The organism is Kribbella steppae (genome assembly GCF_004342025.1).
In the GTDB taxonomy this organism is placed as follows: Bacteria; Actinomycetota; Actinomycetes; order Propionibacteriales; family Kribbellaceae; genus Kribbella; species Kribbella steppae.
On record NZ_SLWN01000020.1, the window covers coordinates 40,020 to 52,587 of the forward strand.

Annotated in this window: 8 protein-coding genes; 4 read left to right on the plus strand and 4 right to left on the minus strand. The window is 67.8% G+C overall.

The genetic code is table 11. The features are described from left to right. The first annotated feature begins 35 nt into the window (after nt 1-35). Complete coding sequence (locus tag EV652_RS39605) at nt 36-1,709, plus strand: alpha-amylase family protein (RefSeq protein ID WP_132215326.1); 1,674 nt, start codon at nt 36-38, stop codon at nt 1,707-1,709. 47 nt (nt 1,710-1,756) lie between these two features. Here the strand turns inward: EV652_RS39605 and EV652_RS39610 are convergent, their stop codons facing one another. The 4 genes from EV652_RS39610 to EV652_RS39625 form a co-directional block, all read right to left on the minus strand. Further along, on the minus strand, nt 1,757-2,692 hold the full coding sequence (locus EV652_RS39610; protein WP_132215328.1) for a zinc metalloprotease: 936 nt from the start codon (nt 2,690-2,692) through the stop codon (nt 1,757-1,759). A gap of 155 nt (nt 2,693-2,847) precedes the next feature. Then, complete coding sequence (locus tag EV652_RS39615) at nt 2,848-4,983, minus strand: bifunctional polysaccharide deacetylase/glycosyltransferase family 2 protein (RefSeq protein ID WP_242002286.1); 2,136 nt, start codon at nt 4,981-4,983, stop codon at nt 2,848-2,850. Further along, nucleotides 4,980-5,357, minus strand: a complete 378-nt coding sequence (locus EV652_RS39620) for a hypothetical protein (protein WP_132215330.1) — start codon at nt 5,355-5,357, stop codon at nt 4,980-4,982. Before EV652_RS39620 ends, EV652_RS39615 begins: the two co-directional genes overlap by 4 nt. A gap of 243 nt (nt 5,358-5,600) precedes the next feature. Beyond that, nucleotides 5,601-5,804, minus strand: a complete 204-nt coding sequence (locus tag EV652_RS39625; RefSeq protein WP_132215332.1) for a hypothetical protein — start codon at nt 5,802-5,804, stop codon at nt 5,601-5,603. Nucleotides 5,805-6,268: 464 nt separating this feature from the next. Here EV652_RS39625 and glgX point away from each other — a divergent pair, with 464 nt between their 5' ends. Genes glgX through treZ form a run of 3 tightly spaced genes read left to right on the plus strand, consistent with a single transcriptional unit; the run spans nt 6,269 to nt 12,516 of the window. Then, nucleotides 6,269-8,386, plus strand: coding sequence for a glycogen debranching protein GlgX (glgX, locus tag EV652_RS39630; protein WP_132215334.1), 2,118 nt, complete (start codon nt 6,269-6,271; stop codon nt 8,384-8,386). Further along, complete coding sequence (gene treY / locus EV652_RS39635) at nt 8,383-10,788, plus strand: malto-oligosyltrehalose synthase (protein ID WP_132215336.1); 2,406 nt, start codon at nt 8,383-8,385, stop codon at nt 10,786-10,788. The genes glgX and treY overlap by 4 nt, the downstream gene beginning before the upstream one ends. Then, on the plus strand, nt 10,789-12,516 hold the full coding sequence (treZ, locus tag EV652_RS39640; RefSeq protein WP_132215338.1) for a malto-oligosyltrehalose trehalohydrolase: 1,728 nt from the start codon (nt 10,789-10,791) through the stop codon (nt 12,514-12,516). It begins immediately after the preceding gene. The last annotated feature ends 52 nt before the right edge of the window (nt 12,517-12,568 follow it).

Sequence of the window (12,568 nt, forward strand, 5' to 3'; positions counted from 1 at the left end):
CGGTGTAGTTCATCGCGCGGTGGGGACCGGGAGACATGAGACTGACAGAGACCGCGGATGTCTGGTGGAAGAACGCAGTGGTGTATTGCCTTGATGTCGAGACGTTCTTCGACACCGATGGCGATGGACGGGGTGATCTGCGCGGGGTGAGCCAGCGGATTGACCACTTGGCTGAGTTGGGCGTCACCTGCCTGTGGCTGATGCCGTTCTACCCGACGCCGGACCGCGACGACGGCTACGACATCACCGACTTCTACGGTGTCGACTCGCGGCTGGGCACCCATGGCGATCTGGTCGAGCTGATCACGCTCGCGCAGGACCGGGGCATGCGGGTGATCGCCGACCTGGTCGTCAACCACACGTCCGACCAGCACCCGTGGTTCCAGAGCGCGCGGGCTTCGCGAGAGTCGCCGTACCGGGACTGGTACGTCTGGCGGGACGAGCCGCCGGCGGATGCGGACAAGGGCGTCGTGTTCCCGGACCAGGAGGACAGTCTCTGGCAGTACGACGAGGAGGCCGGCCAGTACTACCTGCACAGGTTCTACAAGCACCAGCCGGATCTCGACATCACCAACCCTTCGGTGCGCGAGGAGATCATGCGTGTGATCGGCTTCTGGTTGCAGCTGGGGCTGTCCGGGTTCCGGGTGGACGCCGTACCGTTCCTGATCGACCCGGCGGGTTCGCTCGACGCGGCCGACCTGCCGGACCCGCACGACTACCTGCGTGACCTGAGGGCCTTCCTGTCCCGGCGGAGCGGTCAGGCGATGCTGCTCGGCGAGGTCAATCTGCCGTACAAGGACACCCGGACCTTCTTCGGTGACGAGGACGGCGACGAGTTGACCATGAGCTTCGACTTCATCGGCATGCAGCGGCTCTACCTCTCGTTGGCGCGCAGCGACCCGGCCGAGCTGGCGAAGGCGCTGCGGGAGCGTCCGGATCCGCCGGAGGAGGCGCAGTGGGGCACGTTCGTGCGCAACCACGACGAACTCACGCTGGACAAGCTGTCCGACGACGAACGGCAGGAGGTCTTCGACGCCTTCGGCCCCGAGAAGTCCATGCAGCTCTACGGGCGCGGTCTGCGCCGGCGGCTGCCGCCGATGCTCGACAACGACCCGGCCCGGCTGAAGATGGTCTACAGCCTGCTCTTCTCACTTCCCGGTACGCCGGTGCTGTTCTACGGCGAGGAGATCGGCATGGGTGAGAACCTCGCCATCGAAGGGCGGAACGCGGTCCGTACGCCGATGCAGTGGACGGCCGAAGCGAACGGCGGCTTCTCGACCGCGGACCCGAACGATCTCGCCGCCGCCGTTCCCGACGGCGACTTCAGCCCTGAGCATGTCAACGTCGCGGCTCAGCGTCGTGACCCCGAGTCACTCCTCAACTGGATCAAGCTCCTCACCCAGCGGTACCGCGAGTGCCCCGAGCTCTCCTGGGGCGACTGCACCATCCTCGAGCACCAGTCGCCGTCCGTGTTCGCCCACCGCTCCGACTGCGAGGACGGCCGCATCATCGCCGTCCACAACTTCGCCGCCGAATCCGCCCGGGTGACGCTCGCGGTGGCCGGCACAGGAGTCGGCGTACGAGCGGTCGATCTGCTCGAGGAACGGACGACGAATGTCCGCGAGGACGGCGTGGTCGACCTCGACCTGGAGCCCTACGGCTCCCGCTGGCTGCGCATCATCCGGCCCGGCGACCGCTACATCGTGTGATGGGTGGCCACCCGGCCACGCATGCCGGGGTGGCCACGTCTACGACCTTAAGCCCTGTAGGCGGTCCACATCTGGCTGATGCGGGTGCTCTGGTCTGCGGTGAACTGGTTGTAGCAGGAGTCGTACGAGTAATCCATGTAGTTGTGGATCGGGTCGAGGCCCGGCAACGAGCAGGAGTCACGGCCCACGGGGCAGCCGTTGGTGGGGCTGCTCTGCGCCGGCGTGTCCGCGACCTCGTCGTTCGTCTCCGTGCAGCCGCCCTGGAACGTGTGGTACAGCCCGAACCAGTGGCCGGCCTCGTGGGTCGCGGTCTCGCCCAGGTTGTAGTTGGCGATACTGCCGCCCGGCAGCGAGTCGAAATGCACCCGGATGCCGTCGGTCCCCGGGCTACGGTCGTAGTCCCACGGGAAGGTGGCGATGCCGAGGTAGGCGAAGTCGACCAGCCAGATGTTCAGTGCGTTCGCACCGCCCTTGCGGGTCTGCTTGCGGTACGAGCTGCTCTGCTTGTCCTTGTGCCACTGGTTGTTGTTGTAGCGGAAGGTCCCGGCCAGCGTGAAGCTGAAGCCGGTTTCCGCCGCGGCCGAGGACTCCCCACCGGCGAACGTCTTGTTCAGCACGGTGATCTGGTCGGCGATCTGCTTGTTGGTGACATCGCCGTTGCCGGCCGCGTCGCGCATCACGTGGACGTACACCGGCACGGTCGCGGCCGCCAGTGCACCCTTCGGTACGGCGATGCCGCGGGCGGCCTTTGCCTTCAACAACTGTGCGGTCCGGGCCTCGATCGCCTTCTGCTCGGCGGCCGACACCTCCCGGGTGTCCGGACCGTGGCCACCCTTGGCCGAAGCACTGGCCGGCGGCACGAAGCAGTCCGCAGACCCTACGGGAAGCCGGGCCGTGGCCTGGCCGCTGAGAGGACTGAACATGAGCGCCGAGCCGGCCAGTAGGGCTGCCGCGACGCGGGGACGGGTGATCAGAGATCGCATGGATTGCGCTCCTCCGGGTCGGGCCGCTGGGCGGGCGGCCGGTTGCCGGAATACTGCGCAAGAACTTCCCTGCTGCGGAAGCGATCACCGACGAATTTCGCGTGGTCTAGGGAAAACCTTCGGTCGTGGAGGTGGGGCTGGGGTGCTGGAGACGTTCAAGAGAGGAGAGTGGAGTTGCTCGCGGGTGAGCGGAGACTTCCGTAGCGTTCCATCCTTTGCCAGCGCAGGCGAGAGCCGGCCAGCGCGGTGAAGACGGACTGGATGACGACCAGGTACATGAGCTGCCGGTAGACGAACTGCTGCAGCGGCAGTGTCCACAGTGGTCCAGCCCGCTCACCATCCAGGTGGAACGCGTAGCGACCCATAGCGAACTGCAACGCCAGGAAGCCCAGCCAGACCAGCCCCACCCGGAGCGGATCGAGGAAGAGCAGGCCGTAGAGGGCGAACACGTCGACCACCGGCGCCAGGAGCGGCAGTAGCACCTGGAACATCAGGAGGTAGCTCAGACCGCGTCGGCCGAGCTTACCGGCCTGACCGCGCTGCACCAACGCACCACGGTGCTTCCACATCGCCTGCAACGTCCCGTAGCACCAGCGGTACCGCTGCCGCCACAGTGCACCCAGCGACGCCGGCGCCTCGGTCCACGCAACCGCACGCTCCTCGTAGACCACCCGCCACCCGTCCCGGCACAGGGCCATCGTCAGGTCGGTGTCCTCCGCCAGTGTCACGTCACTGAGCCCGCCGATCCGGTCCAGAGCCGTACGACGGAAGCCGCCGACCGCGCCGGGCACGGTCGGCATGCACTCGGCCAGGTCGAACAACCGCCGGTCCAGGTTGAAGCCGACCACGTATTCGATGTGCTGCCAGCGACCCAGCAGGCCGCGCCGGTTGCCAACCTTCGCATTACCCGACACGGCACCGACGGACGGGTCGGCGAAGGGCTGGATCAGCATGCGGACGGCGTCGGGTTCGAACACGGTGTCGCCGTCGACCATCACGATCAGGTCGAAGTGTGCGGCCTGCAACCCGGTGTTGAGGGCGACCGGCTTCCCCGCGTTCCGCTGCCGGATCACCCGGACGCCGGGAATGCGCATCGCCTCGACGATCTCCGCCGTACCGTCGGTCGAACCGTCGTCGACGACGATCACCTCGATCGGATGGTCGGACGCGACCAGCGACCGGATCGCCGCTTCGATCCCCGCGCTCTCGTTGTACGCCGGGACGATCACGCTGACCGGCTCCGTCACCGGGTCACCCCACGTCCAGTCCCGTTGCCGGGCGTGCCGCCGTGCCGCGACCACGGTGGTGATAGCGCGAAGCACGCTCAGCGCGCCCGCGGCGTACAGGAACCACGTCAGCAGGGTCAGTACGCCGTCACTGATCCGCAGCGCCCAGATGGCCGCCAGGCCACGCCCACGCTCGACCAGACTGGCCTTGTGCACGGGCTGCGGCAGCCCCACGGAGTCGCTCACGGTCGCGAACTTGAACCCACGCGCCTTCAGCGTCGGGATCAACTTGGCCAGCGCGGCCACGGTCTCGCTCCGGTCGCCACCCGCGTCGTGCATCAGGAGCACCTGCCCCGCGGTCCCGCGCGGCATCGAGTTGGCGATCACCTTCGTGGTTCCCGGTCGCCGCCAGTCCTTGCTGTCCTGTGTGCTCAGCACGGTCAGGTAGCCGGCCTGGCGAGCCGCCTCGATCGAGGTCCAATCGGCGTTGGTCAGCGCGTTCGCCTCGGACGAGTACGGCGGTCGCAGCAGCGGCGTACTCATCCCGGTCGCACCGGCCAGGATCAGCTGGCTCTGCCGCAGCTCGAGCGATCGGCGCCAGCCGGCCGCCGTACTCAGGTTCGCGTGCGTGAACGTGTGCACGCCGATTTGGTGGCCTTCAGCAACAATCCGGCGGGCGATCTCCGGGTGGGCGGCGACCTCGGTGCCGACGACGAAGAACGTCGCCTTGACCTTCTGCGCCTTGAGCAGGTCGAGCACCTTCGGGGTCCAGACCGGATCCGGGCCGTCGTCGAAGGTCAGCGCGATGGTGCGAGCCGCGGGACGGACCGTGCGGACGTCGGCAGGTCGCGCGTCGATCACCGGGCCGCCGTCGACGACCTTCCGCGGTACGGCGCCGTCCGGACCGCCGGCCACGGCTGCGCCGTCGGGCTCGGTGCCGAACATGTGATGCGTGTAGCCGTGCAGAACCAGCATGCTCGACAGACAGACGAGCAGCATGGTCAGCACGACCCAGTGGGTGCGCAGTGGGACGGGTTTCGCGCGTCGCGCGACCGGACGACTCACGGCCTGGGCGGTGACTTCGTCCGACCAGGCGGCACGGTCGGCTTGTTGCTGGCGTGTGCGGTGGTGGGTTTACCCGGTGGGGTGGTGGGTGATCCGGTCACCGGGGTGGTCGGTGCGATCGTCGGGGTGGGTACGACGGTGGGCGTGCTGCTCGGGACCGGCGTACTACTCGAAGCCGGTGTGCTCGTCGGCTCGGTTGCGCCTTCCGGCGTCACGGCCGGCTCGTTCGGACGCTCGGACTGCACGGCGGCCGACCCGGGCGTCACCAGCGGTTTCTCGACCGCCGGCTTGCCGGCCTCCGGCAACGGAACCAGCGGAGTGTCCAGACTCGGTCCACCGAGCAGACTGCTGACCAGCAGGATCAGGTAACCCACAACAGGTACGGCGAGAAACGCACCGCCCCGACGGATGGCTCGATGGCGACGCCCGGTCGAGTCCAAGAAAACCGGCCGCCGGACGGAGGGCGACTTCACAAGCGCGAGATCTTACTAGCCTCACCGGTACTCCAAAACCCACCCCGGTGCGTCAAACGCTTGCATCACAAGACTTTCGTCGCGCGATCGCGAACAACACCTCAGGCGTGCGGATCTGTCGGGGGCGGATGAGGGGGCAGGTGATCACGCGCGGGCGGGCGCGATACGCGTCGCCTCGAGGAGCAGGGTGAAGAGGCGCTCGGGGCCTCTGGCGTCGGGGTCGAGGGCCTTGGTGACGAGGTGCTCGTCGGCTGGGAGGCCGGCCTGGGTGGTCCAGGCGAGGAACGACTGCACAGTTGTTGCGAGCGGGATCCCGTCGTCGGGCATTTCGTAGGAGTCGATCGCCATGGACTTGGCGAGAGTGCCCGACCAGGTGGAGCCCTGCGGGTCGGCGGCGGCGACGGGGCCGCAGTCGCTGTCGAGGATGAAGGCCGCAAGGGCGGGATGGCCGGTGGTCTTGGCGAGGAGTTGTGCGCCGATCAGTGGGTTCTCGTTCGCTCCGGCGACCCAGGCCTGTTGCCAGCCGTCGTGAAGTGGCTCGACCCGGAGGTATTCGTCGCCGAAGGTGGCCAGTTCGTCCAGTTCGTCCAGTTGTCCGTCGCTCTTGGCCGCGACGAGCTAGCCCCAGTAGCCCATCGCAGCACCCTATAGCCGCGGACGACGGCCCTTCGACGAACCGGTCGCCTGGTCCGACTGATCGATCGGGTGCGCCGGGCCGCCGCAGTACGCGGTCCAGCGCACCGCAATGAACACTCGGGAGCAAAACAGACCGGGATGCCTCCTTCAGGACCTTGGGTGGCTACTGTCGTCTGGTGCAGAAATGGCCTGGCCGTCCTTACCCCCTCGGAGCCACCTACGACGGCTCCGGGACGAACTTCGCGGTGTTCTCGGAGGTAGCTGAGCGAGTAGATCTGGCCCTGATCGGCGACGACGGGTCCGAGCAGTTGGTGCAGCTGACCGAGGTGGACGGTTTCGTCTGGCACGGGTACCTGCCGGCGGTGCAGCCGGGCCAGCGGTACGGGTTCCGGGTGCACGGGCCGTACAACCCGGCCGAGGGGCATCGGTGCAACCCGTCCAAGCTGCTGCTGGACCCGTATGCGAAGGCCATCGACGGGCAGGTCGACGGCGACGAGTCGCTGTTCAGCTACCGGTTCGCGAAACCGGACGAGCTGAACACGATGGACAACCGCGAGCACACCATGCTGTCGGTGGTGACGAACCCGTTCTTCGACTGGGGCAACGACCGCCCGCCGGGGCACGCGTACCACGAGACGGTCATCTACGAGGCGCACGTGAAGGGTCTGACCAAGACCCACCCGGCGCTGCCGGAGGAGATCCGCGGCACGTACGCCGGGATCGGGCACCCGGCGATCATCGAGCACCTGAAGGAGCTCGGGGTGACCGCGATCGAGCTGATGCCGGTCCACCAGTTCGCCCAGGACGGGCACCTGCAGGAGCGGGGCCTGTCCAACTACTGGGGCTACAACACGATCGGCTTCTTCGCCCCGCACAACGCCTACTCCTCGCTGGGCGGGCGCGGCCAGCAGGTGACCGAGTTCAAGACGATGGTGCAGGCGCTGCACGAGGCCGACATCGAGGTCATCCTCGACGTCGTCTACAACCACACCGCCGAGGGGAACGAGTTCGGCCCGACGCTGTCGTTCAAGGGCATCGACAACGCGGCGTACTACCGGCTGGTGGACGCCGACAAGCGGCACTACTACGACACCACCGGCACCGGGAACAGCCTGCTGATGCGGCACCCGCACGTGCTGCAGCTGATCATGGACTCGCTGCGTTACTGGGTCACCGAGATGCACGTGGACGGATTCCGGTTCGATCTCGCGTCGACGCTGGCCCGCCAGTTCCATGAGGTGGACCGGCTGTCGGCGTTCTTCGACCTGGTCCAGCAGGACCCGGTGGTGAGCCAGGTCAAGCTGATCGCCGAGCCGTGGGACGTCGGCGACGGCGGCTATCAGGTGGGCAACTTCCCGCCGCTGTGGACCGAGTGGAACGGCAAGTACCGCGACACCGTCCGCGACTTCTGGCGCGGTGAGAAGTACACGCTGGCCGAGTTCGGCTCGCGGCTGACCGGCTCGTCGGACCTGTACCGCGACGACAGCCGCCGCCCGCTGGCGAGCATCAACTTCGTCACCGCCCACGACGGCTTCACGCTGCGCGACCTCGTCTCCTACAACGAGAAGCACAACGAGGCGAATGGCGAAGGCGGCAAGGACGGGGAGAGTCACAACCGGTCCTGGAACTGCGGCGCCGAGGGCGAGACCGACGATGCCGCCGTGCTCGCGTTGCGGACCAAGCAGCAGCGCAACTTCCTGGCCACGTTGCTGATCTCGCAGGGGGTTCCGATGCTCGCCCACGGCGACGAGCTCGGCCGGACCCAGTCGGGTAACAACAACGTCTACTGCCAGGACAACGAACTCGCCTGGGTGAACTGGGACCTCACCGAGGAGCAGCAGGACCTGCTGGAGTTCACCGGTGCGCTGGTCCGGTTGCGCAACGAGCACCCGGTGTTCCGGCGCCGCCGGTTCTTCCACGGCGACACGGGGGTCGACGGGCTCGGCGACCTGGTCTGGTTCACCCCCGACGGTCAGGAGATGCAGAACGGCGACTGGAGCCGCGACGACGCCCGCGCGGTGGCCGTTTTCCTCAACGGTGACGCCATCTCGGAGCCGGATCCGCGCGGCGAGCCGGTGGTGGACGACTCGTTCCTGATCCTGCTGAACAGTAACGACGAGGCGCAGGACTTCCTGCTGCCCGTGAAGGAGTACGGCGAAGTGTGGTCCGTGGTGGTGGACACCATCAGGCCGACCGGTCGTGCCGAGGGGGGCGAGCACGCCGCGGGCAGCACCATCCGGATCGAGGCCCACGGCATGCTGGTCCTGACCCGGCCCCGGCGGGCCGCCGGATGACAAGGGTCCCGCAGGCCACCTATCGGTTGCAGTTGCGCGCCGAGTTCGGGTTCGACGACGCCGCCACGGTGGTGCCGTACCTGCACGGCCTCGGGATCTCCCACGCCTACCTGTCCCCGATCCTCCAAGCGGCGCCCGGCTCCACCCACGGGTACGACGTGGTGGACCACAGCCGCCTGTCCGAACCGGCCGGTGGCCGCGCCGCGTTCGACCGGCTCGCGACACGGCTGGCAGATCACCGCATGGGCGCCGTGGCGGACGTCGTACCGAACCACGTCGCAGTGCCGACGCCGGCTCGGCTCAACAAGGCACTGTGGTCGGTGCTGCGGGATGGGCCTGGGTCGCCGTACGCGGAGTGGTTCGACGTCGACTGGGGTTCGGGGAACCAGCCGTTGCTGATGGCGGTGCTCGGTCAGCGCATCGGCAAGGTGCTGGCGGATGACGAGTTGTCGGTCGACGGCGACGTACTGCGGTACTACGAGCACGAGTACCCGTTGCGGCCGGGGACAGAGGATCTGCCGATCGCAGAGCTCGTGACCGAGCAGTGGTACCGCCTGGCGCACTGGCGGGTCGCTGACGAGGAACTGAACTACCGACGCTTCTTCGACGTCGACACACTCGCCGCCGTCCGAGTTGAGACGCAGGAGGTCTTCGAGGCCACTCACGAGCTACTGCTCTCGTTGTTGCATGAGGGCAAGCTCAACGGCTTCCGCATCGACCACCCGGACGGTCTCGCCGACCCACGTGGGTACCTGCGCCGGCTGGCCGAGCGCACCGGTGGTGCGTGGGTCGTGGTGGAGAAGATCCTCGAAGGCGACGAGGAGCTCCCACGCGACTGGCCCTGCGCCGGCACCACCGGGTACGACGCTCTACTGCGAGTCGGAGGTCTCTTCGTCGACCCGGCCGGTGCTGCACCGCTGGCAGCCTTCCACTCCGAGCTGACCGGTGAGCCGGCCGACTTCAGCCCGGTCGTAGAGGAGGCCAAACGGGAGGTCGTGAAGCACGGGCAGTACGCCGAGGTGCACCGGCTGGTGGAGTTGCTGGCCCGCATCTGCCAGGACGACGTGCGTCTGCGTGACCACACTCGTCGTGCGTTCCACGAGGTGGTCGTGGAGCTACTCGTCCACTTCGAGATCTACCGGGCGTACGTCGTACCGGGGGAGCAGCCTGGACCGGCAGCGATTCGTGCACTGGAGCGTGCGGCCGAGAAGGCGCGGGAGAAGCTGGACGAGGACCGGCAGGAGACGCTGGACGTCGTACTGCACCTGCTGCTCGGCCGGGAGACCGGTACGGCGAGCAGGATCGACGAGCACGCGCGGCACGAGCTGATCATCCGGTTCCAGCAGACGTGTGGTCCGGTGATGGCCAAGGGGGTCGAGGACACCGCGTTCTACCGGTGGTTCCGGCTCTCGTCGCTCAACGAGGTCGGTGGGGATCCGGAGCACTTCGGCGTGACTCCGGAGGAGTTCCACGCCTTCGCATCCCGGCTGAACCAGCACTGGCCGAAGACGATGACCACGCTCTCCACACATGACACGAAGCGATCCGAGGACGTGCGGGCCCGGCTCGGTGTGCTGTCCGAACAGCCTGCTGCCTGGTCGGAGGCAGTCCGGGAGTGGCGGCGGCTGTCGGAGGACCACCGGAGTCCGTTGCTCGACGGCAGCACGGAGTACCTGTTCTGGCAGACGCTCTTCGGCACCTGGGACGACGGCCCGATCCCAGAGGAACGCATGCAGGCCTATCTCCTCAAGGCGATCCGCGAAGCCAAACGCCACACCACCTGGACGTCTCAGGACGAGGAGTACGAAGAGGCAGTCTCCACCTTCACCACCGCGGTCCTCGCCGACACAGCCGTTCTGGAGTCGGTACGACGCTTTGCCGCACGGCAGACCGAGTTCGTCAGGGCGGCCACGCTCGGCCAGAAGCTGGTCCAGCTGACGATGCCCGGCGTACCGGATGTCTACCAGGGCACCGAGTTGGTCGACCTGTCGCTCGTGGACCCGGACAACCGGCGGCCCGTCGACTACCAGCACCGGATCGACCGCCTGCGACGTCTCGACGACGGCGCCAAACCGGCCAACCTCTCCGACGAGAAGCTACTGGTCACGTCGAGAGCGCTCCGCATCCGCCGGCAGTACCCGGACGCCTTCACCGGCACGTACACCCCACTGCCGACCTCCAACGGACATGCGGTCGCCTTCGCCCGCGGCGACGCGGTCATCACGGTGGCAACCCGCCTTCCCGCCGCACTGCATCGGCTGGGCGGCTGGGGCGAGAGCACGGTCGTCCTGCCGAGTGGTGAGTGGAAGAACGTGTTGACCGGCCGCGTCGTGGGTAGTGGATCAGCCCGCATCCAGGAGCTGCTGGAAGACCTCCCGGTGGCCCTGCTCGTAGGGAGCTGAATGCACACCTTCCGCGTCTGGGCGCCTGCCGCCTCGTCCGTCGACCTGGTGCTCCGGGACGGCACTCTGCCCATGCGCTGGGCGGACGACGGCTGGTGGCAGCGGGACGTGGTCGAGGCCCGACACGGCTCGGACTACGCGTACACGGTCGACGGGACCGGGCCGCTGCCGGATCCGCGCAGTGCTTGGCAGCCGGACGGCGTACATGGGTTCAGCCGGGTGTTCGACGAGGACCGCTTCCGTTGGACGGACAGCGAGTGGGCTGGGCGGGATGTGCGGGGCTCTGTGTTCTACGAGTTGCACATCGGCACGTTCACGCCGGAAGGAACGCTCGAGGCGGCCGCCGGGCATCTGGACTACCTGGTGGCGCTCGGCGTCGAGGTCGTCTCGCTGATGCCGGTCGCTGCCTTCCCGGGGCGGCACGGCTGGGGGTACGACGGTGTGCATCTCTACACCGTCCATGAGCCGTACGGCGGGCCGGAAGCGCTGCAGCGGTTCGTGAATCGCTGCCACGAGGTCGGCCTGGCTGTCTGCCTCGACGTCGTCTACAACCATCTCGGACCGAGTGGGAATCGGCTAGGCGAGTTCGGGCCGTACTTCACCGACCGGCACACCACACCGTGGGGTCCGGCGGTCAACCTCGACGACACGGGCAGCACTGAGGTACGCCGGTGGATCTGTGACAACGCACTGCGGTGGTTCCGGTCGTTCCACCTCGACGCTCTGCGGCTCGACGCCGTACATGCGCTGGCTGACGACAGTCCGACGCATCTGCTGGCTCAGCTGTCGTCCGAGACCGCGGAGCTGTCGAAGCAGCTCGGCCGGCCGCTCGGGCTGGTGGCCGAGTCGGACCTCAATGACCCGCGCATGGTCGAGCCCGTGGACGAGGGCGGGCTGGGCATGACCGCGCAGTGGAGTGACGACTTCCACCATGCGCTGCACACGCTCCTGACCGGTGAGCGCGCCGGGTACTACGTGGACTTCGGTGAGCCCGGGGTGTTCGCCAAGACGCTGACCCAGGTGTTCCTGCACGACGGGTCGTATTCCACCTTCCGCGGCAAGGACTGGGGACGTCCCGTCGACCCGGCCCGGCACCGCGGTGGCGAGTTCCTCGCGTACACCTCGAACCACGACCAGGTCGGCAACCGCGCGCTCGGCGACCGGCCCGCGCTGACGACCGGCCAGCTCGCGATCGGCGCTGCGCTCGTGCTCACCTCGCCGTACACGCCGATGCTGTTCATGGGTGAGGAGTGGGGCGCCTCGACGCCCTGGCGCTACTTCACCGACCACGACGAACCCGAGCTGGCCGAGGCAGTCCGGACCGGTCGTCGGCGGGAGTTCGCGGCGCACGGCTGGGACGCCGAGGAGATCCCGGACCCGCAGGACCCGGAGACCTGGCGCAGTTCCGTCCTCGACTGGTCCGAGCACGACGAGCCACCCCACAACGAACTGTTCGCCTGGTACCGCGACCTACTCGCACTTCGCGCCCGGACGCCGGACCTCCACGACGACCGGCTGGACTCGGTCGGCATCGCGTACGACGCCGACGGCGACTGGCTCGTGGTCACCCGCGGCCGCTTCCGGATCGTGGTGAACCTGGCCGCCGGCGAGGCCGTGGTGCCGCTCGACGGCGTCCCGACGTACCAGGTGATGGCCTTCGGTACGGCGGATCCCGTCACGGACGGTGTCCGGCAGTCCGGTCATGGCGTGGCCATCTTCGTGATCTGAGACCATCAAGCATTAAACGGGTTGATGCAGGTTTGTGGGCGAATCGAACGCA